Origin of the sequence: Hyphomicrobium sp., from assembly GCF_051860585.1 — a bacterium.
Lineage (GTDB): Bacteria > Pseudomonadota > Alphaproteobacteria > Rhizobiales > Hyphomicrobiaceae > Hyphomicrobium_C.
Window position 1 is genome coordinate 187,752 of the sequence record NZ_JBHYDS010000007.1, and the last position, 20,023, is coordinate 207,774.

Annotated in this window: 22 protein-coding genes; 6 read left to right on the forward strand and 16 right to left on the reverse strand. The window is 64.7% G+C overall.

Annotated elements, in window-relative coordinates; genetic code table 11:
• The first annotated feature begins 57 nt into the window (after positions 1 to 57).
• The gene (locus tag ACTIFK_RS13060) at positions 58 to 225 is read left to right on the forward strand and encodes a hypothetical protein (RefSeq protein WP_439543509.1); all 168 of its coding nucleotides are present in this window, start codon (positions 58 to 60) and stop codon (positions 223 to 225) included.
• 75 nt (positions 226 to 300) lie between these two features.
• On the opposite strand, the gene ACTIFK_RS13065 is transcribed toward ACTIFK_RS13060, so the two are convergent.
• Complete coding sequence (locus ACTIFK_RS13065; RefSeq protein WP_439543510.1) at positions 301 to 1,527, reverse strand: class I SAM-dependent RNA methyltransferase; 1,227 nt, start codon at positions 1,525 to 1,527, stop codon at positions 301 to 303.
• Complete coding sequence (locus tag ACTIFK_RS13070) at positions 1,520 to 2,254, reverse strand: TlyA family RNA methyltransferase (protein ID WP_439543511.1); 735 nt, start codon at positions 2,252 to 2,254, stop codon at positions 1,520 to 1,522. Before ACTIFK_RS13070 ends, ACTIFK_RS13065 begins: the two co-directional genes overlap by 8 nt.
• Positions 2,255 to 2,432: 178 nt before the next feature.
• On the opposite strand from ACTIFK_RS13070, the gene ACTIFK_RS13075 reads away from it, so the two are divergent.
• Entirely contained in the window at positions 2,433 to 3,173 is a 741-nt protein-coding gene (locus ACTIFK_RS13075; RefSeq protein ID WP_439543512.1) for a superoxide dismutase, read from the forward strand.
• Positions 3,174 to 3,219: 46 nt separating this feature from the next.
• Here ACTIFK_RS13075 and ACTIFK_RS13080 read toward each other — a convergent pair whose 3' ends face one another.
• From ACTIFK_RS13080 to ACTIFK_RS13100, 5 genes are all read right to left on the reverse strand, one after another.
• On the reverse strand, positions 3,220 to 4,029 hold the full coding sequence (locus ACTIFK_RS13080; protein WP_439543513.1) for an HvfC/BufC family peptide modification chaperone: 810 nt from the start codon (positions 4,027 to 4,029) through the stop codon (positions 3,220 to 3,222).
• Between the two features lie 11 nt (positions 4,030 to 4,040).
• A complete protein-coding gene (gene bufB, locus ACTIFK_RS13085; RefSeq protein WP_439543514.1) occupies positions 4,041 to 4,958 on the reverse strand; it encodes an MNIO family bufferin maturase in 918 nt (305 codons plus the stop codon).
• A 77-nt stretch (positions 4,959 to 5,035) separates the two neighbouring features.
• The gene (gene bufA2, locus ACTIFK_RS13090; RefSeq protein ID WP_439543515.1) at positions 5,036 to 5,302 is read right to left on the reverse strand and encodes a BufA2 family periplasmic bufferin-type metallophore; all 267 of its coding nucleotides are present in this window, start codon (positions 5,300 to 5,302) and stop codon (positions 5,036 to 5,038) included.
• Positions 5,303 to 5,493: 191 nt separating this feature from the next.
• Positions 5,494 to 6,210, reverse strand: a complete 717-nt coding sequence (locus ACTIFK_RS13095) for an anti-sigma factor (RefSeq protein WP_439543516.1) — start codon at positions 6,208 to 6,210, stop codon at positions 5,494 to 5,496.
• Positions 6,207 to 6,749: a sigma-70 family RNA polymerase sigma factor gene (locus tag ACTIFK_RS13100; RefSeq protein ID WP_439543517.1), complete on the reverse strand. Its 543-nt coding sequence runs from the start codon at positions 6,747 to 6,749 to the stop codon at positions 6,207 to 6,209. Before ACTIFK_RS13100 ends, ACTIFK_RS13095 begins: the two co-directional genes overlap by 4 nt.
• A gap of 185 nt (positions 6,750 to 6,934) precedes the next feature.
• Here ACTIFK_RS13100 and ACTIFK_RS13105 point away from each other — a divergent pair, with 185 nt between their 5' ends.
• The 4 genes from ACTIFK_RS13105 (at position 6,935) to ACTIFK_RS13120 (ending at position 9,076) form a co-directional block, all read left to right on the forward strand.
• Positions 6,935 to 7,288 carry a DMT family protein gene (locus ACTIFK_RS13105; protein WP_439543518.1) on the forward strand — a complete coding sequence of 118 codons (354 nt, stop codon included), beginning with the start codon at positions 6,935 to 6,937 and terminating at the stop codon, positions 7,286 to 7,288.
• A 21-nt stretch (positions 7,289 to 7,309) separates the two neighbouring features.
• A complete protein-coding gene (locus tag ACTIFK_RS13110) occupies positions 7,310 to 7,903 on the forward strand; it encodes a DUF4202 domain-containing protein (RefSeq protein ID WP_439543519.1) in 594 nt (197 codons plus the stop codon).
• Positions 7,900 to 8,622 carry a CbiX/SirB N-terminal domain-containing protein gene (locus tag ACTIFK_RS13115; protein WP_439543520.1) on the forward strand — a complete coding sequence of 241 codons (723 nt, stop codon included), beginning with the start codon at positions 7,900 to 7,902 and terminating at the stop codon, positions 8,620 to 8,622. Before ACTIFK_RS13110 ends, ACTIFK_RS13115 begins: the two co-directional genes overlap by 4 nt.
• Positions 8,623 to 8,686: 64 nt before the next feature.
• On the forward strand, positions 8,687 to 9,076 hold the full coding sequence (locus ACTIFK_RS13120; protein WP_439543521.1) for a WapI family immunity protein: 390 nt from the start codon (positions 8,687 to 8,689) through the stop codon (positions 9,074 to 9,076).
• An 82-nt stretch (positions 9,077 to 9,158) separates the two neighbouring features.
• On the opposite strand, the gene pnp is transcribed toward ACTIFK_RS13120, so the two are convergent.
• The 9 genes from pnp to ACTIFK_RS13165 all read right to left on the reverse strand — a co-directional run bounded on the left by pnp (position 9,159) and on the right by ACTIFK_RS13165 (position 20,021).
• On the reverse strand, positions 9,159 to 11,360 hold the full coding sequence (pnp, locus tag ACTIFK_RS13125) for a polyribonucleotide nucleotidyltransferase (protein WP_439543522.1): 2,202 nt from the start codon (positions 11,358 to 11,360) through the stop codon (positions 9,159 to 9,161).
• Positions 11,361 to 11,545: 185 nt separating this feature from the next.
• Positions 11,546 to 11,815, reverse strand: coding sequence for a 30S ribosomal protein S15 (gene rpsO / locus ACTIFK_RS13130; RefSeq protein WP_439543523.1), 270 nt, complete (start codon positions 11,813 to 11,815; stop codon positions 11,546 to 11,548).
• A 441-nt stretch (positions 11,816 to 12,256) separates the two neighbouring features.
• Positions 12,257 to 13,516, reverse strand: a complete 1,260-nt coding sequence (locus tag ACTIFK_RS13135; RefSeq protein ID WP_439543524.1) for a S41 family peptidase — start codon at positions 13,514 to 13,516, stop codon at positions 12,257 to 12,259.
• Positions 13,517 to 13,633: 117 nt separating this feature from the next.
• Complete coding sequence (locus tag ACTIFK_RS13140) at positions 13,634 to 14,311, reverse strand: hypothetical protein (RefSeq protein ID WP_439543525.1); 678 nt, start codon at positions 14,309 to 14,311, stop codon at positions 13,634 to 13,636.
• Between the two features lie 137 nt (positions 14,312 to 14,448).
• Complete coding sequence (gene truB / locus ACTIFK_RS13145; RefSeq protein WP_439543526.1) at positions 14,449 to 15,366, reverse strand: tRNA pseudouridine(55) synthase TruB; 918 nt, start codon at positions 15,364 to 15,366, stop codon at positions 14,449 to 14,451.
• 2 nt (positions 15,367 to 15,368) lie between these two features.
• The gene (locus tag ACTIFK_RS13150; RefSeq protein WP_439543527.1) at positions 15,369 to 15,944 is read right to left on the reverse strand and encodes a hypothetical protein; all 576 of its coding nucleotides are present in this window, start codon (positions 15,942 to 15,944) and stop codon (positions 15,369 to 15,371) included.
• Positions 15,941 to 16,354, reverse strand: coding sequence for a 30S ribosome-binding factor RbfA (rbfA, locus tag ACTIFK_RS13155; protein WP_439543528.1), 414 nt, complete (start codon positions 16,352 to 16,354; stop codon positions 15,941 to 15,943). Before rbfA ends, ACTIFK_RS13150 begins: the two co-directional genes overlap by 4 nt.
• A gap of 191 nt (positions 16,355 to 16,545) precedes the next feature.
• Positions 16,546 to 19,320: a translation initiation factor IF-2 gene (infB, locus tag ACTIFK_RS13160; protein ID WP_439543529.1), complete on the reverse strand. Its 2,775-nt coding sequence runs from the start codon at positions 19,318 to 19,320 to the stop codon at positions 16,546 to 16,548.
• Between the two features lie 11 nt (positions 19,321 to 19,331).
• The gene (locus ACTIFK_RS13165) at positions 19,332 to 20,021 is read right to left on the reverse strand and encodes an RNA-binding protein (protein ID WP_439543530.1); all 690 of its coding nucleotides are present in this window, start codon (positions 20,019 to 20,021) and stop codon (positions 19,332 to 19,334) included.
• Positions 20,022 to 20,023: the final 2 nt, after the last annotated feature.

Here is a 20,023-nt window from a genome sequence, read left to right on the forward strand (position 1 = left end):
GAGGCGTCTGAGATCGAGCTACGGGCGAAGCGCCCGGCTTTTAAAGGGATTTTCGCTATGACCGCCCGCCATCACCGCAAGGTTGAGACCCAGAAGAAGAAGGCCCGCCGCGCCATTCCGCGCCCCAAGGCCACCCGCATTCAGGGCAACACGGCCGGCGCCCGCACGCGCCTGAAGAAGCTGGCCGGCAAGGCCCGCACCGCCAAGGCCAAGGCTTCGGCCTAACTTTTTCCGCCGATTCGACCCGGAATTCGGACCCCGATTTCGGACAGTCCGGACCCCGACTTCGGACCGAGTGCGTTAACGCCGGAAGACGGCGAACGCCTCGACGTGCGCGGAATAGAGGAATTGGTCGATCGGCGTGACCGGTCCCATCCGGTAGCCGCCGTCGATCAACATGCGGGCATCCCGCGCGAGTGTCGCGGGATTGCACGACACGGCCATCACCACCGGCACCTTGGACTTCGCCAGCCGCTCCGCCTGCTCGGCCGCGCCCGCGCGCGGCGGATCGAACACCACCGCGTCGAACGCGCTGAGTTCCCGCACCGAAAGCGGATCGCGATAAAGATCGCGCACGATTGCCGTCACCGGCTTCAAGCCCTGCGCATGACGAACCGCGTCGGCGAGCGCGGCGATCGCCCGCTTGTCGCTGTCGTAGGCCGTCACGGCCACACGGCGCGCGAACGGAAGCGACAGCGTCCCAACCCCTGAGAAAAGATCCGCAGCAGCCTTCAACCGCTTTGGCAACGCCGCGAGACAAAGCTCCGCGAGCAACGCCTCCGCCTCCGGAACGGCTTGCAGGAACAGCCCGGGCTCGACCGTCACGGCCACGCCGGTGATCGTCACGACCGGCGGCCCGCGCGCGACGATGACGTCACCCCCGACCGAGAGCCTCAGCAGCCGCATGGTCTCGGCGAGCCCGCCGATTGTCGAGCGCTCGTGCGCCGAAAGATCCTTCCGCCCGTTGTCGAACGACACATCGAGACCGTGATCGAGCCGCGTCACCACGAGACGCCCGCCGGCCCGGTCCACCATCACGCGCTTGGCGATCTCGCGCAGCCCCGGCACGGCCGCCACGATGACGGGATCGAGCACCGGGCACTCGGCGAGATCGACGAGCGTATGCTGCCCCTCCTCGCGGAATCCGATGATGACGTCGCGTCCCCGTCGCTCGACGCCGAGAAACGCGCGCCGCCGCGACGCCGCACCGACGACGACCGCAGGCGCGACCTCCGCCTCGAGGCCACGGTGGCGGAACGCATCGATGACGAGGCTCCGCTTCCAGTCGCGATTGGCCGCGGGCGACATATGCTGTGTGAGGCAGCCGCCGCATTGCATGAAATGGCGGCAGATCGGCGCCACGCGCTCGGGGCTCCCGCCTGAGACGAGATGCGGGCCGTCTCCGCCACGCTCCCACTCCTCACCGGGCAGCGCGAACGGCACGTAAACGGGCTCGCCGTCGCGCACGGCTATGCCATGCCCCTTTGCGCCGATCCGCTCGATCTTCAGCTTCACGGCGTCAGCCATCGAAAACGGCTCCAAGTAGAAACTCCTGGTTGCCCGACCCACCTTCGATGGGAGACGGGATCACACCGACCGCGCGCCATCCCGGCTGCGCGGCGACCCAATCGGAAATCTTGACGGCCTGCGCGTCGCGCACCGCCGCGTCGCGCACGATGCCGCCTTTGCCGATGGCCTCGCGGCCCGCCTCGAACTGCGGCTTGACGAGCGCCGCCAGCCACGTCCCCGCTTCCGCAAAGGGCAACACGCTTGGCAGCACCTTTTCGAGCGAAATGAAACTCACGTCGGCAACGATCGCAGACACGGAACGAGGAATTTCCCGCTCCGTGAGCGCTCGCGCATCCTGTCCTTCGAGCGAGGTCACGCGCGGGTCGGCGGCAAGGCGCGGATGCAGCTGGCCCCGCCCCACATCGACGGCATACACGTGTGCGGCCCCGCGCTCCAGCAGCACTTCGCTAAACCCACCCGTGGACGCGCCGCAATCGAGCGCAACCCGCCCGTCGGCGGAAAACCCGAACGCATCGAGCGCCGCGAGCAGCTTGAGCGCGCCACGCGAAACGTAGTCGAACGTCTCCGTCAGCGCGATCTCGGCCCGGTCCCCAACCAGCGTTCCCGCCTTGGTGGAAACCGCCCCGTCCACGCGCACGGCGCCGCGCAGGATAAGATCCCGCGCCCGCGAGCGGGTCGGCGCCAATCCTCGTTCAACCAGTGTTTTGTCGAGCCGGAGCCCCATAGAAAGTCGTCCGTGTCCGCCCTGAACCAGTCCTGAACCCAGGCTTGAACCAAGGCTTGAACCAAGGCTTTGAACAATGTCGCCGCGATTGGCGTTGCAATGACGGATGGCTATATACCGCCTCATGTCTCGTTGAGATACTGACGACTGTCGAGCAAGCCTACTACGGAGACCGCAGATGTTGATCCATGATCGCCGAGGATTCCTTCGCACCGCAGGCGCCGTCGCCCTGATGACCGCCGTCTCAGCCCGCGGACTAGGCGCGGCCTTCGCCGAGACGGCCCCCGATGGGCCCTTCACGCTCCCGGCCCTGCCTTACGACCCGGCCGCCCTCGAACCCCACATCGACACCGCGACGATGGGCTTGCATCACGACAAGCATCATCAGACCTACATCACCAATCTCAACAAGGCTCTCAAGGACCACGCCGAACTGGCAAAGCTCCCGCTTGAGGACCTGCTGGCCAAAATCGCCGAAACACCCGATACCGTCCGCGCAGCCCTGCGCAACAACGGCGGCGGCCACGCCAATCACTCGATGTTCTGGCAGATCATGGGCCCTCCGGGCGGCCCAGCGCCCGACGGCGACCTGAAGGCGGCCATCGACCGCGACCTCGGTGGCCTCGAAAAGCTGCAGGGCGATTTCAACACGGCCGGCACGAAGGTGTTCGGCTCCGGCTGGGTGTTCGTCACCGTCGACAAGTCCGGCAAGCTCGCTCTCGTCTCGAAGCCCAATCAGGACACGCCCCTCATGGACGGCGGCAGGGTCTTGTTCGGCAACGACGTCTGGGAGCACGCCTATTATCTGAAGTACCAGAACAAGCGCGCCGACTACCTCAAGGCGTGGTGGAACGTCGTCAATTGGAAGGCCGTCGGTGAGCGCTATGCCGCCGCCCAGGCCGGTACGCTCAAGATTTGATTGCCGCGCCCTCTCCCCGGTCGGCCGGGGAGAGGGCGACCGGCTATTAAGGTGAGCCCGTCAACTCACGAACCACGGCTTCGCTGAGGACACCCGAGACGAGCCACCCTTGAAGATACTGCGCCACGCGCAGCGGCGCCGTATCCGGATCGTCGAACACCGCCGCCAGTTCCGCGAGCCCGCCGAAGGTTGCGCCCCGCGCGGCCTCGATCCAGAGCATCCGTTCTTCCGCGCCGAGCAAGCGGGCCGTCGCTACCCCGTCGCGCCGCCAGACCAGCAGCGACAGAGGCTCCGCGAGCGTCACCACCGGCGGCACATCGGCATCGTTCTTGATCGCCGCCCAGAGATCGAACGCGTTGGTGAAAAGCGCCAGCAGCGCCGCCGAAGGATGCGGACGAAACACGAGCCCGCCCCACGTTTCCGGCGGATGCCGTCCCAGCGCCGCGAGATCCAGCACCGGGCCATCGGCAGCATCGAACGCGAGATCGAGCTGGCGTTCGATCAGCGCGATCTCGCGCAGGTGAAGCGCATCGGAATACTCCGGCCGTTCGAGCAGGTCCGGGAGATCCGACGCAAACCAGCGCGCGTTGGCGTGGCGCGAGGGGTAGAGCGCCACATACGACCGCGCCATGTCCTTGAAAGGCGCGTCACCCATGTAGGCGGCCAGGATCGGGTAAGCGTTGTGCACCACCTCCACCAGCCGCGCGACATACGCATGCCGGTAGACGCCGAACAGAACGTCCGTGCTCGTGCGCGAGTTGGGGGGGATGAGGCCAAGCACGTCGTCCTTGCCGTCGATCACCGCCGCCTGAAACAGGGCCTGCACCTCGGCGAGAGTGGGAACGCGCGTGACCATGCGTAAGCCCGTTACGTCGCGGCGTTCTGCAGCGTCTCGGCCGCCACGCGACGGGCGACATCGAGCTCGGCCACCAGCTCAGCCAGCGGCGGAATATGATCGTCGCGCTCGATGATCGCCGAGACGGCGCCGAAGTGGCGCAGCGCCGAGCGGTAGAGATCCCACACCTCGTCGCAGACCAGCGCGTCATGCGTATCCACGATGTGGCTCATGTTGTGCTCATGGCCGGCCAGATGGAACTGCACGATGCGCTCTTTCGGAACGCCCGCAATGAATTCGTGTGCGTCAAACTCATGATTGAATGCCGAGACGAAGACGTTGTTGACGTCGAACACCAGCCAGCAGCCGGTCCGCTTGGTCAGCTCGGCGATGAACTCCCACTCGCTCATTTCCGAATGCGAGAACTGCACGTAGCTCGACACGTTTTCGAGCGCGATGGCTTGGCCGAGAAACTCCTGCACATGATGCACGCGCGCGGCCACGTGATCGAGCGCCTCGCGCGTGTACGGCACCGGCAGCAGGTCGTGCAGGTTGACGCCATGCACGCCCGTCCAGCACAGGTGATCGGAGATGAACACCGGGTCGCTGCGCTTGGCGAGCGCCTTGAGATCGCGCAGATAGCCCATATTGACCGGCGCCGTGGAGGCGATCGACAGCGACACGCCGTGCATCACGATCGGATAATCGGCCCGGATGCGGTCGAGCATCTGAAGCGGCTTGCCACCCGGCACCATGTAGTTTTCCGAGACGACTTCGAACCAGTCGACATTCGGCGCAGTGTCGAAGATGTCCTGATAATGCTGCGGCCGAAGCCCGAGTCCGAAGCCGAGGTACGGCGGCTTTGCGCCAAGCTCGGCGGCCCGTTGCTCGATGCCCAGCGCCGCTGCATGGCCCTGAGTATCCGCATGGCCCTGTCTCTCTGCATGCATCGCGGTTGCATCCTCGAACAGGCTAAAACAAAAAGTCCGGCGGCAGCGCGCCGCCGGACGCCGTGCCTTGATGAATCTTACTTCGCCGGCTCGAACTTTGCGCCTTCAGTCTTCGCGCAATCGGCCTTGGTGGATTCCGTGAAGCCCTGGCCCTTGCAGGCGTTCTGGCCCTTGCAAGCGTTCGTCGCGGTCTTGCAGGCGCTGGTGCCCTTGCAGGCGTTGGCGCCCATGCAGTGACCCTTGGCGTCTTCAGCGGCGAAGCTGGGCGTAGCGACGGCCCCAGCCAGAAGGAGCGTAGCGGCTGCAGCGGCCAGTGCGGAACCCGACGAGATTGAGATTTTCATAGGCGTTTCCTTTCATGAAACCACCCGGACTTTTGACGTCGAAGCGCTTCCTGTCCCCGGGGGCAGCGGACAGCAGAAGCATGTCCGTTATTACGCGCGTCGATAGCGGCGGTTTCAAATCGGCGCGATTTAAAATCGGTATTTTGGAAAAGCCGTTTTGAATCAAGCAGCCCCGATCGGAGCCGCCAAATTTAAGGCGTCGCTTTGACAAGCTTTCCTGAAAACACGACCGGCCCTGTCGGCGCACCGGTGGGCGAGCCGCCCTTGGGCTCGACGCTCACTGCATAAGTGGCGTCCATGTACATGTCGTGATCTTTGCCGCCGGGCATCGGCCGCACGTCCATCTCGCTGTCATCGAACACGCCGAGCGACTTCGGATGCGGCATGTCGTTGTGGACGAGCCAGAGCTGATAGGATTTTTCGCTCTCGGCAGGCTTCTGCATGGCCGAGATGACGAACATGTTGGTCTTGGTATCGACCGTCAGCAGAAAGCCCGGCAGCGTCTCGCCGGCCTGGAGCACCGCCACATACTGCGTTGGCATCTGGCGCTGCTCGTGATCCTGCCACGCGACGACCCCGGCGAGCGATGCGGCCAGCGCCGTCATGCCGGCCGTTGCCGCACGCCACCGGCTGGCCCGGCGCGTGATCGCCTGCTCGCGCGCCTTGAGCGACACCACGTGCGAGGCGAGTCCGATCTGAGCGCGAATTTTGTTGTAGAGCCCAGCGGGCGGCGTCACGGGCGCCACCATGTCGGCCAGCGGCGCGAGCCGCCGCTCCCACGCCAGAATGGCCTTGTCGAGCGCCGCATCCTGCGCACGGCGTTCCTCGGCCTCCGCACGCTCCGCACGCGTCAGCGATCCGAGAACATACTCGCCAGCCAGGCCATCGATGTCGTCGGGCTCCGTCATTGCTCGAGGCACCCCTTCAACATCGCGAGGCTGCGATGCAGCCACGTCTTGATCGTACCTTCCGGCCGGTCGAACCGCTTGGCCAGCGCCTCCCGGCTGAGGCCGTCCAGGTAGGCGAGCCGCACCATCTGCCGCTTGTCGGGTTCCAAACCTTCCAGGCACTTGAGCAGCCGGCCGAAATCCTCGCGCCGTCCGATCGCCTCGATCGGATGCTCGTCGTCGCCGGGGAGATCGTCAAGCTCGGCCGCGTCCGAGGTCGGCCGCGCCGCGCGCCGCCGAAGCTCGTCCAGCGCCCGGTTGCGGACGATGGCGACCATCCAGGTCACGGGCCCGGCCAGCTTGGGATCGAAATCCCGTGCCCGCTCCCAGACCTTGAAAAAGCTGTCCTGTACCACGTCCTCCGCGGCCTCCTTGCTGCGAAGAATACGCAGCGCGACACCGTAGAGTTTCGAGGAGGTTGCCTGATACAGCTCGGCGAAGGCCGCCTCGTCGCCACGGGCGACGCCGGCCATCAGTGCATCGAGCTGGTGACGCGACATGTTCATTCGCCTCAATCGGTCCGCCGAAGCGCCCCCGCTGGTAAACGGCAGGCCGGGCCGCGCACAGTAATATCTGATTGCCATGGACTGTCGAGACAGGAACCACGGCTTGCCTTAATGAGGAACGCGAAGCCCGGTCCAGGGCTGCAAATTCTCAAACCCTGTCAAGGGAGGCACGGGTGCCGATGCCAGGACTGCCGAATGCGCTCACGCCGGTGCTGCTGTTGCTCGCCTCGAACGTCTTCATGACGTTCGCCTGGTACGGGCATCTGAAATATAAAACGACCGCGCTGTGGATCGTCGTGCTCGTGAGCTGGGGCATCGCCTTCTTCGAGTATTGCCTCGCCGTGCCGGCCAACCGGCTCGGCCATGGCGTTTACACCACTGCCGAGCTCAAGACGATCCAGGAGGTTATCACTCTCGTCGTTTTCGCCGGTTTCTCGATCTTCTTTCTCAAGGAGCCGCTGACCATCAATCACCTCGTGGGCTTCGGCTTGATCGTCGGCGGCGCCTACTTCATTTTCCATGGGCCTCTGTAGTTGAGCGAACCGGAGCCGCGCGTGACCGACCTCGAAGCCGCCTATGCCTTGATCGACGATGCAAACGCCCGCGATCCGAACCTGATTTCGGCGGATGGCGCGAGCGTGCCTGCCGAATTGATCTACGGACGGCGCATGACCGCGATGCTCGCCCGCGTTTATCCGAACGCCTCGGACGACGTACGCCTGGCCGTGCGCGCCCAGCACATCCGGCGTTGGGAAGTGCCGCGCGCAAGCTATCCAATGGACCGCCCCGGATATCTTCGCTGGCGCAAGGACCTCGGCCGCAAGCATGCCGAGTGGGCCGGCGAGATCCTGCACGGTCTTGGCATCGGCGCCGATCAGGTGGCCCGCGTCGGCGCACTCATCCGCAAGGAAAATTTCCGCCGGGATGCCGAGGCGCAGGCGGTGGAGGACACCGCAGCCCTCGTGTTCCTCGCCCATTACGCCGAGGACTTCGCCGCCAAGCATCCGGCCGATAAGGTCGTCTCCATCCTCGTCAAGACGCTCGCCAAGATGTCGGACGAAGGCAAAGCCGCCGCTCTCTCGCTCGACCTCTCCGCTCCCGTTCGCGGCGCGCTCGAAGCAGCCCGCGCCGCTGGCTCAGGGCCATGACGTCTGAACCGAAAGCGATGGCAGTCGTGCTTGCGAGCCATGGCGACCGGGGCGGGCCGCATCCGAACGCCGCGCTGCGCAGCCAAGCCGAAGCGGTGAGCGCGCTCACGGGCCTTCGCGTCTGGACCGGCGTCTTGAAAGGAGAGCCCACGCTCGAAAGCGCGCTCGCGGAAGCCGCAGCGTCCGGCGCACCGGGGATCGCCGTCTATCCTCTCTTCATGGCCGACGGATACTTCGTCCAGAAGGTGCGCGACCGGATCGCCGCCGCGGGCTTCGAAAACACGGCGCACCTGTTGACGCCGCTCGGCCTCGACCCCGCCTTGCCCGGCCTGATCGTCGAGAGTGCTGTCGAGACCGCGCAGCGCGGCGGTTTCGAGGCGGCCTCGTCGCGCCTTCTGATCGTCGGGCACGGCTCGAAGCTCGGCCCGGCATCCGCCAGCGCCACCCGCAAGGTCGCGGCCCGCGCTGCCCTCGCCCGCCGCTTCGCCAGCGTCGCAACGGCCTTTCTCGAGGAGGAGCCATTCGTCGACGATGCCCTGCGCGCGAGCGAAGCGCCAACAGTCGTGGCGGGCTTCTTCTTCGGCGACGGCATGCACGGCGGTGACGACGTGCCGGAAGCGATTGCCGAGACCGCCGCGCGCGCGATCTACACCGGCGCGATCGGCAATTCCCCCGCCGTCGCGCCCCTCATTGCGGCAGCGCTGATCGGCACAAAATGAGGCACTTCCTCTGCTCTAGCCCCCGCATGCTATGGTTCTGCATTTGAGTAAGGCGGAGCACCACTTGGACATCATTTTGGCGACGCACTGCGAGATCCCGGCTCTGGCCTTCCGCGACTGGCGCAAATTCGGCGATGCATCCGGTTATGTCGCAAGCCTCGACGTGCGGACGGACTGGATCGCCGCTGAGCGGGACTTCTATTTCGAAGTTGAGCCTCTGCAGAAGTTCATCGACGCGCTCGAGGCGATCGACCGCACGCTCGTCGGCACAGCCCGTCTAAAACCCCTCTGGGAGGAGCCGTTCGTTGAAATATCGGGCAACGGACGCGGCGAGATTCTGGTGTCAGGGCTCATGATCGAAAACGGTCATCGCACGCAGCAGGTAAGGTTCGCGTTTGAAACCGATCAAACCTGCCTCGCGCCTCTCATCGCCAGTCTAAAGGCCGCCGCCTAGCCCTGCAGTCGAACCCGAATGAAAAGGCCGCGGAGCTGATGCCCGCGGCCTTCTTCATTTCAACTAATCCAACCGAAGCGTTCTACTCCCGGCGGCGACGCTGGCCACCGCCACCGCCTTCACGCTCGCGGCGCGGCGGACGCTCGGCGGAGAACACTTCCTCCGGCTCGCCTTCGGCGCGCGGGATCTCCTGGCCGGTTTCCTGATCGATGATCTTCATCGACAGGCGAACCTTACCGCGGTCGTCGAAGCCGAGCAGCTTCACGTAGACTTCCTGGCCTTCCTTCACGACTTCGCCGACCGTCTGCGGACGGCCCTGCGTGAGCTGCGAGATGTGCACCAGGCCGTCCTTCGCGCCGAAGAAGTTCACGAACGCGCCGAACTCCATGATCTTGACGACCTTGCCCTTGTAGATCGTGCCGACCTCGGGCTCCTGCGTGATGCCCTTGATGCGCGCGAGCGCCTTCTCGATGCTATCGCGATTGGCCGACGCGATCTTCACGGTGCCGTCGTCGCTGATGTCGATCTTGGCGCCCGATTCCGCGACGATCTCGCGGATCACCGAACCGCCCGAGCCGATGACTTCACGGATCTTGTCGGTCGGAATCTTGATCGTCTCGATGCGCGGCGCATGCTCGCCGAGTTCTTCGCGAGCGCCCGTCAGAGCCTTCGCCATCTCGCCGAGGATATGCAGACGGCCCTTGTGCGCCTGCTCCACAGCGACCTTCATGATCTCCTCGGTGATGCCGGTGATCTTGATGTCCATCTGCAGCGCGGTAACGCCGTTGGCGGTGCCGGCCACCTTGAAGTCCATGTCGCCGAGGTGATCCTCGTCGCCGAGAATGTCGGACAGCACGGCGAAGTCGCTGCCTTCCTTGATGAGGCCCATGGCGATGCCGGCCACCGGCGACTTCAGCGGAACGCCGGCATCCATCAGTGCCAGCGACGTGCCGCACACGGTTGCCATCGACGACGATCCGTTGCTCTCGGTGATCTCCGAGACGACGCGCAGCGTGTACGGGAACTCGTCAGACTTCGGCAGCAGCGGACGCACGGCGCGCCAAGCCAGCTTGCCGTGGCCGATTTCGCGGCGGCCCGGCGAGCCCATGCGGCCGGTTTCGCCGACCGAGTAGGGAGGGAAGTTGTAATGCAGCAGGAAGCGCTCTTTCTTCGTGCCTTCCAGGCTGTCGATGTACTGCTCGTCCTCGCCGGTGCCGAGCGTGGCCACCACGAGCGCCTGCGTCTCGCCGCGCGTGAACAGCGCCGAGCCGTGCGTGCGCGGCAGAACATGAACTTCCGACACGATCGGACGAACGGTTTCGAGATCGCGGCCGTCGATGCGGCGCTTGGTCTTCAGCACGTCGCCGCGCATGATGTCCATTTCCAGCGCCTTGAACGCGTCGACCAGCAGCACCTTCTCGCTCGGATCTTCAGAAGCGAGCTCGACACCCGACAGGACGGCCTTCTTGGCTTCCGAGACGAGGGTCTGGCGCTTGCCCTTCTCCTTCGTGGAGAAGGCGGTCTTGAGCAGGTCGCCGGCGATCGCGGTGACCTTGTCCTTGTACTTGCCCTTGTCGGGGATCTGGATGTCCCACGGCTCCTTGGCGGCCTTCTCGGCGAGCTTGATGATCGCCTGGATCACGGGCTGCATGTGCTTGTGGCCGAACATGACGGCGTCGAGCATCACCTGCTCGGAGAGTTCCTTGGCTTCGCTCTCGACCATCATCACGGCGTCGTGCGTGCCGGCGACGACGAGATCGAGGGTGCTCTCGGCCATTTCGTCGACCATCGGGTTCAGCACGTATTCGCCGCCGATGATGCCGACGCGCGCGCCGCCGATCGGACCGAGGAAGGGCAGGCCGGAGAGCGTCAGTGCGGCCGATGCGGCCACCAAGCCGACGATGTCGGGATCGTTCTCGAGGTCATGGCTGAGCACCGTGACGACGACCTGGACTTCGTTCTTGAAGCCTTCGACGAAAAGCGGGCGGATCGGGCGGTCGATGAGACGCGAGGTCAGCGTCTCCTTTTCGGTGGGGCGCCCTTCGCGCTTGAAATAGCCGCCCGGGATCTTGCCCGCGGCGTAGGTGCGTTCCTGGTAGTTCACGGTCAGCGGGAAGAAGTCGATGCCCGGTTTCGGGCTCTTGGCGCCAACCACGGTCGCGAGAACACTGGTCTCGCCGTACTGAGCGTAGACGGCCGCGTCGGCCTGGCGGGCCATATGCCCGGTTTCAAGCTTGAGCGTGCGTCCGCCCCATTCAATTTCCACGCGGTGGATGTCGAACATGTCCGTTCTTTCGTTATGTCTGTTTTCTGTATCTATGATGCGCGGTCTCCTTAGCACGAATGCAAGAGGCGCCGCGAACCCAAAAGGTCGGCGGCGCCACCAGTGCTACGGAGAGCTTTGTCCCTGCAAAAGCAGAGGAAACCGAGTGTCCGCCCACTGCCAACCCCGGCTGGGATTGTGGCAGACTAGCGGCGGATACCGAGCTTCTCGATGATCTTCTGATAGCGCGGTTCGTCCTTGCGCTTCACGTAGTCCAGAAGCTGGCGGCGCTGGCTCACCATCTTGAGAAGACCGCGGCGCGAGTGGTTGTCTTTCTTGTGCGTTTTGAAGTGGTCGGTCAGGGTGTTGATGCGCTCCGTGAGGATCGCGACCTGCACCTCGGGCGAACCCGTATCGTTCGCCTTGGTGGCGTTGTCCTTGATGACACGGGTCTTGTGTTCGAGCGATAGCGACATCGGGGCTCCTTTCAGATTGGAGGACCGGGGCCCAAAGGCACCGGTCGGAAAACGGCCATGGCCGGGATGTCGTCCAGCCAGGTCGCAAACGAAAACGCCGCTCACACCAGCAGGCGCGAACGGATTGGCGCTTTATACGGGATGTTGCGATATCCGCAACATCTCGTTGCGATTTCCGCAACCTCTCATTGCGATTTCAGCAACCTCTCGATGCGATTTCAGCAACAGCTCGTTGGGAGAAATAAGAATTAGCGGCAACACAAATTCACCCTCGCCCAAAAATTAACATTAAGCATCTGATAAAACGACACAAATCGAGGGAGCATAGTTGCTAGGTGCCATCCGGGCTTTGCCGGGGATCCAGCCTCCGCTTGTAACGATCGTCGCACGTGCTCGGCCGCCCGCCCGCCCAGTTGGAGCGAAGCGCGCGCCTTCGGAAGATTAGCCCCGCGTCCCCTCGCTCAGCACCTCGACCGCCTTGTCGAGTTGCGGATCCTTTCCGCCCGCGTAGGGGATGTCGAACGGGACCTCGATCGTGGGCGTCACGCCCCTGGCCTCGAGCCGCTCGCCGTCCACGGCGACATCGTTCACCGCCACCATCAGAAAACTGCCGTCGGACAGTAAGTACCCGCGCCCGGCGAGCAATGCGCCGGCTGTGCGCGTACCGATGACCTCGCCGTAGCCGTACTTCTTAAAGCCATAGGTGAGGACTTCCTTGCCGCTGCGCGTGCCGCCGTTGATGAGCAACGCCACCGGCTTGCGCCATTTGAAACTCGCGAAATCGCTTTCACCCGAGCGCTCGGTGAAGGTCATGTCCGGCGCGCGGGCATTGAACAGGTCGAGATAGCGCGGATGCGCCCCGCCCCATCCGTCACGCAAATCCCAGATCAGCGCATCCGCCTCCTTGAGCTTTCCCGTGCTCAGCTCTTCGGTCAGGATGTCCTGATAGTCCTGACCGGCATAAGACCATACGTGGACGTAGCCGATGCGCTTGCCGTTAGCCTCGATGATCCGCGCGCTGTCGCGCATCGCCGCGCGGAACGCCTTCCCGGGCTCGATGCGCTCCGGCCGCACCTCGATTACGGAATCCGGCCCATCTTTCTCGCGCCGGATCGCGACCTTGACGGCAGAGCCAGTCTTGTCGCGGAACGACGCCACGGGTTGAAACGGCGCGCCGTCGGCGGAGAGGATTTCGTCACCGGTCTTGAGGCCTGCCTTATCCGCCGCGAGGCCGGCAAGAACGCCCGTAACGAACGTCTTGCCGTCGATCTCCCGCGTGAAGATCCCGATGCCGGGATAGGCAATGCCATAGGGAAAATGCTTCGCCATGTCATCGCGGATGGCGAACCGGAAAATGTCCGCGAGTTGGTAGTACGCGGGATCTTCGGGCGTCGCGTGGATCATGTGCGACGCGTCGAGTTCGGCAAGCATGGCGTTGATGGCAGCCGATTTCTGCTTCGCGCTATCGGCCGCGAGATAGCTCGGCCGGTGCCGCGCGATCACTGCGTCCCAGTCCTTCCCTCGCAGCTTGGGGTCGTAGAAGTTATCGCGCACGAGCCTTGCAGCTTCGTCGAACACGTCGGCGCTCGCCTCGCTGCGCGCCAACACGGGCGAGCTGGCGATGGCAAAAACGAGAAGCGCCGCGACGGCTGCGGCGTAGATCGGAGCAAAAACGGACCGTTCCCGGGCGATAGCGTGCATCAAACCTCCCTCGCGCACGGCCCCGGCGAAGAACCGCGCAGCGTTGAGAGCAATATAGGTGCGGGCCGGCTCAGAAACAGATCCGGTCAATCCCCGATCCTGCGAGAGAACGCAGCCTCAGGCGCGCGCGCCGTGCACCATCTCGTCATGCGCCGGAAGCGGTTTGATCAAGGGATCGAGCAAGCGGCGGGACTGCTCCATGGTCAGCACGTCGGCCGGATCCAGCTTGGTGATCTCGGCTTTATCCGGATCGGGTTCCCAGACGTCCTCTCCAAGCAATCGACCCTGGGGATCATAGGGCCAGAACATCTGATAGGTGCACTTGTAGAGGTACATTGAATTGTCGTCCGCCTCGAACTTGCCGCGCGCCAACACACGCTTGACGAGGCCTTCGGCGAGAAATCGAGGCACGTACGACAGGACCTTGTTGATGCGAAGGGAGCGGGCGGACACCTGCTGATAGCCGACGCCCACACACGCCACGAAATTGTCCGCCACCGCGATCTCCTCGTTCTCCACGTAGAAGACCGATTGGTTGGTCGCCGCCCACATCCTGTAGAGACTTCTGACGGCATCCGCGCCTTGGAGCTTGAGGTTCGCCCGGTTGGCGCGGATATGGTAGACGGGCTCGCCCACCATCATGTCAGGCGCGAAGAGTTCTTCGTAACGTCCGGCCATTTCCAGGTTGCGATGGCGATCGAACGCCATGAGCAAAAAGCGATGCCGCGGATTGTCCGTGGCATTGATGAGCCGACGCACGGCCACGTTCGTTTGCGTGATGTCGTGTGGAAGCATGACCGGCCCTCCTCGGGTGCGCTGAACGCGACGACCCAAGATTGTAATCTGAGCACGACGCGCGGCCAAGATCAGACGTCGAATTAATTGGCCAGTCGATCACAAGCTGAAAGTGGAGATCACGCGCAAAAAGCGGGTCACGATCCGAAGTTGAACACCCGCGTCGGGTGCAGCGCGCCGCGCTCGATCTCGCCGAGCGCCACGATCTGGCCTTTCGACATGGCGTAGGCCGTCCCGCCCAGGATGGGGGCGTCACGGCCGCGGATCAGCACGCTGCGGCCCTGCGCGAGATCGGCCGCGTCCGCTGCGCTGACGTTCACCTCCAGAATCTCGCCCAGCGCCACCTCGACCGGCTGAAGGAACGTCGTCAGGTCCTCGCCGGCTTCGGCCGCGTCCTCGATCTCCGCAAGGTCGACGGCGGCATCCTCCGAGAACGGGCCGACGCGTGTCCGCCGGAGCCCGATCACATGGCCGCGGCAGCCCAGCGCCCGCCCCATGTCACGCGCGATGGCCCGCACGTAGGTGCCCTTGCCGCAGCGCGCCTCGAACACGGCCGTATCGCCGTCAGGCACGTCGATGAGGCGCAACTCGTCGATCACCACCGGCCGCGCTTCGAGTTCGAAATCCTCCCCGTCGCGCGCAAGCGCATAAGCCCGCTCGCCATCCACCTTGATGGCGGAGAACTGCGGCGGCACCTGCATGATCTCGCCGATGAACTGCGGCAGCAGCGCTTCGATGTCCTGCACCGTGGGGCGCGCATCCGACGTGTCGGTCACGTCGCCTTCGGCGTCATCGGTCTTCGTCTCGGCGCCCCAGCGCACGGTGAAGCGGTAGACCTTTTCCCCGTCCACCGCGAACGGCACCGTCTTGGTCGCCTCTCCGAACGCAATCGGCAGAATGCCGGTCGCCAACGGATCGAGCGTGCCCGCATGCCCAACCTTCTGCGCAAACATCAGCCGCTTCAGAATGCCGACGGCGCGCGTCGACGTCATCTCGAGCGGCTTGTCGAGCACGAGCCAGCCGTGAACCGGATTGCCTTTTTTGCGTCGTGCCAAACTCAAACCCCTTCTGCGGCGGAGACCAGCAGTGGCCTCACGTGCGCAATGCTGCGATCTTTTGCTTCTGGACCGAGGTTCGCGAATATCTCGCGCACCAGTTCGTCGCGTTCCTGCCGCGAGGCGAATGCGCTGTCCGGCACCAGAAAAAACAGGTTTCCGTGCGAGACCACGAGCCCGTCAGGCTCGATCAGGATCTGCGCGATACCCGGCCACTTGAGATAGTACTCGATGTCGTTCGTTGCGATGCGCAGCCCACCGGCGTCCTGGCGAAACCTGGCCTCGGCATCGTAGTCGGCGCGCGCCTGCGACTGTTTCCGACCCCACATCCGGATGCCGACGAGACCTGCGAGAAATATCCCGGCCAAGACGAAAAAGCCTGCCCCGCTCGGCCACCCCGTGCCTTCGAGTTCCCCCTCGACATACGGCGCGAAGAGACAAGCTGCGATGAACGCTGCGACCCAGAGCAGCATCGCAAGCTGTACGCGCCCAAACGCCTTGCGGCTCATGGATCGGCTCAGCTTCGTCAACCGTTTGAAAGGGAGATGATATGTGAGTTCGCGGTCCAGCACGCTCACTCTTTCTCCACGTCCCGCTTCTCCACGTCGCGCCGGACCTTGTCGCTGTGCAGCAGCCGGTCGATGCGCGTCACCTCGTCGAAGGTTTCATCCTCGCGGAAGCGCACTTCGGGCGCGACGCGAAGATCGACGTGCTGCGCAATCTCGCCCCGGATGTACTTGCTGTTGCGCGTCAATGCCGCGAGCACGATGTCCGTGTCCTTGCCGCCGAGCGGCATGACGTAGGCGGTCGCAAGCCGGAGATCCGGCGCCATCCGCACTTCGGTGATCGTCACGACATGCGAGGTGAGCACGTCGTCATAGATCTCGCCGCGCGCGAGCATCTCTGCCAACTTGTGACGAACGAGTTCGCCCACCCGCAACTGACGCTGCGTCGGGCCCCTGGCTGAATGTGATTTTCTTCTGGACATGTCTTCTCATTCCACCGGGATCGGACCGGCACGAGGCCAAAGCCTCATCTGGCAAAAAACGTCGGCCCCAATGGGGCCGGGGAGCGTCTTGGCGAAGCCAAGCTCCGCTTGGGCGCGACCCGGCGCTGGTGCGCCGCCCCCGCGGAGGGAGCCGGATCGCCAAAGGCGATCCGAATAGCTCCCGTGAGCGCTCAGAGACTTCTTTTGATCGTCTCGACCTGGAAGCACTCGATTTCGTCACCCTCGCGGATGTCCTGGTAGTTGGCGAACGCCATGCCGCATTCCTGGCCGGCGGGCACCTCGCGGACATCGTCCTTGAAGCGCTTGAGGATCGACAGCGTGCCTTCGTGGATGACGACCTTATCGCGCAACAGACGCACCTTCGCGCCGCGCTCGACCTTGCCTTCCGTGACCACGCAACCCGCGACCTTGCCGACCTTCGAGACGTTGAACACCTGCTTGATCGTCGCGTAGCCGAGGAAGTTCTCGCGCACCGTCGGCGCAAGCAGTCCCGACATGGCGGCTTTCACGTCGTCCACGAGATCGTAGATGATGCTGTAATAGCGGATCTCGATGCCCTGTGCGTCGGCGGCCTGCTTGGCCTGCGTATTGGCGCGGACGTTGAAGCCCACCACGACGGCCTTCGATGCACCGGCGAGCGCGATGTCGGATTCGGTGATGCCACCGACGCCCGAATGCACGACGCGCGCTTCGACTTCATCCGTGCCGAGCTTCTTCAAGGAGCCCTGAATAGCTTCCAGAGAGCCCTGCACGTCGCCCTTGATGAGCAGCGTGAAGTCCTTCTTGCCGGCAGCATCCTTGAGCGTCTGCATCATCTGCTCGAGCGTGCGCGGCGTACCGGCCGAGCCGAGCGTCTCGCGGCGCTTGCGGATACGGTAATCGGTGATCTCGCGGGCGCGGCTTTCGCTCTCGACGACGGCGATCTGATCGCCCGCCTCCGGAGCGGAGCTGAAGCCCAGCACTTCGACCGGAACCGAAGGACCGGCCGTGTCGACATTCTTGCCCTGGTCGTCGATGAGGGCGCGCACGCGCCCCCAAGCCATGCCGGCCACGACGATGTCGCCAACGTGCAGCGTGCCGCGCTGAACGAGCACGGTGCCCACGGGGCCACGGCCGCGTTCGAGCTTGGCCTCGATCACAACGCCTTCGGCGGACCGCTCCGGGTTCGCCTTGAGGTCGAGCACTTCGGCCTGCAGGTGGATCGTCTCGAGCAGCTTGTCGAGGTTGGTGCGCTTGAGCGCCGAGACCGGCACTTCGAGCGTGTCGCCGCCCATGCTTTCGACGACGATCTCGTGCGAGAGCAGATCGGTCTGCACGCGCTTCGGATCGGCCGACGGCTTATCGATCTTGTTGATGGCGACGATGATCGGCACGTTCGCGGCCTTGGCGTGATTGATGGCCTCGACCGTTTGCGGCATGACGCCGTCATCGGCAGCCACGACCAGCACGACGATATCCGTCACCTTGGCGCCGCGGGCGCGCATGGCGGTGAACGCGGCGTGACCGGGCGTATCGATGAACGTGACCTTGTCGCCGGCAGGCGTCGTAACCTGGTAGGCGCCGATGTGCTGCGTAATGCCGCCCGCTTCGCCCGAAACGACGTTCGTCTGGCGGATGGCGTCGAGTAGCGAGGTCTTGCCGTGGTCGACATGGCCCATGATGGTCACGACGGGTGCACGCGGCTGCTGCTGCTCTCCGTCGTCCACGTCGCGGAAGAATCCACTTTCGACGTCGGCTTCCGACACGCGCTTCGCCGTGTGCCCGAACTCGGTCACGATCAGCTCGGCCGTATCGGCATCGATCACGTCGGTGATCTTGTGCATCGCGCCTTGCTTCATCAACAACTTGATGAGGTCGACGGCGCGTTCCGTCATGCGGTTCGAAAGCTCTTGAATCGTGATCGCTTCCGGAATGATGACTTCACGCACGATCTTATCCCGGGGTTGCTGAATGCCCATGGCCTTCAGCTTCTCGCGCTCGCGCTTGCGCTTGAGCGAAGCCAGCGACCGTTCGCGCTGCTGCTCATCGAGTGCGTTATTGATGGTGAGTTTACCGCGCTCGCGCTTCTCGTCGACGACCGGAGCCTTGACGGGAACGCGTACGAGCTTGCCGCCGCGCTTGATGGCGCGGCTCTCGTCGTCGTCCGCCGTCGTGACCGGTACCGGGCGAGCACGAACTTCCCGCACGAGCTTGGTCGGCTCAGTGCCCGAATTGTCACGACCGCCTGGCGACGGCGGCGACGCCGGACGCGGCAGATCGATCTGCATCGGCCGGCCGCCTACGCGGGGCGCAAAACGCGTATCGTTGCTTGCAGGACGCGGGCGCTGTGGAGGACGTGCCGAAACACCCTCGGGCGCGGGCCGCGCGGGAGCGGGAGGACGCGTTGCGGCGGCCGGCGCCGCGAGCGGCGCGCGCGGGGCCGACGGAGCAGGAGCGCTCGGCCGTTCGGCGCGGACCGGCTCAGGCGCCTGCGGAGGAGCAGCCGAAGCGGGCGCAGCCGTCTCAGGCGCGGCATCCGAAGCAGGGGCAGCCACCGGAGGCGCCTCAGCTGCTTGCTTAGCTTCCAAAGCACGCTGTTCTTCGGCGAGCTGCGCGTCGACGACAGCCTGCTTACGGGCCTCGGCAAGGGCGCGCGCACGGGCGTCGCGCTCTTCGGGCCGCAGGAGATCGTTTTTGGCGCCATCCCCGCGCGCCGGCTGCCGGGGAGGCGCCTTGGCCTCGACCCGTGGAGCGGCGGGAGCAGCGGGCGCAGTCGGCTGGGCGGTCTCGGGAGCGCCACCGGGCGCCGCGAGCTTGCGCGTCTTGCGTTTTTCGACAACCACCGACTTCGAGCGTCCATGGCTGAAGCTCTGCCGGACGTGGCCCGATTCAACGGTGCGCTGAAGCGACAGCGGCTTTCGTCCGCCCGCGAGCGTCTTGTCGGCAGTGTCCTTGGTTTCGCTCATTCGATATCCGTTTAATCCTCTAAATCTTTTGCATTTTCCGTGACTTCGGATGCGCCGAAGCCGGACCGGTAGCGGTGGAGCCGCTCGGCCTCATCACGGAAACGATTGGCGGCACCGCCATGTATGACGGCAGCATGTACCACATTTGACCGGCCCATGGCCAAGCTCAATTGTTCGCCCGAAAGACTGGTTACCACAGCCTCATGACGGCCTTTTGCGCGCTGAACTGCGGTAAACTTCCGGGAGAGCTTCTCACGTCCGCCAACGGCGGCGTCACCGGCCTGGATGAGAAGGATGGCCCCCCCGCTCCCGACCAGTTCGTCGACCTGCTGGAAGCCAGTCGTCACCAGCCCCGCCTTGTTGGCGATGGCCAGCGCTTCCAGAACGCGCTTTTCGATGAGGTGTTCGACACGATCCGGCAGCGCCGGATCGGCCACGACAGCGCGTTTCAGGCTGCGCGCGAAGGCATTGCCCTTCACGGCAGCCGCGACCGCTGTCTTTTCCGCCTTGATCCACACGCCCCGCCCAGGCAGGCGGCGGGCGAGATCCGGCACGATGTTGCCCGCCGGGTCGGCGGCGAACCGGATCAGATCGTCGACGTCGCAGGGCTCACGCGTCGCCGCGCACAGCCGAAGGCGCGAGCTGCCGTCGGAACTGACGGCAGGCTCCGCATCGTCGTGCTTATGGCGGCGATCAGCCAAAG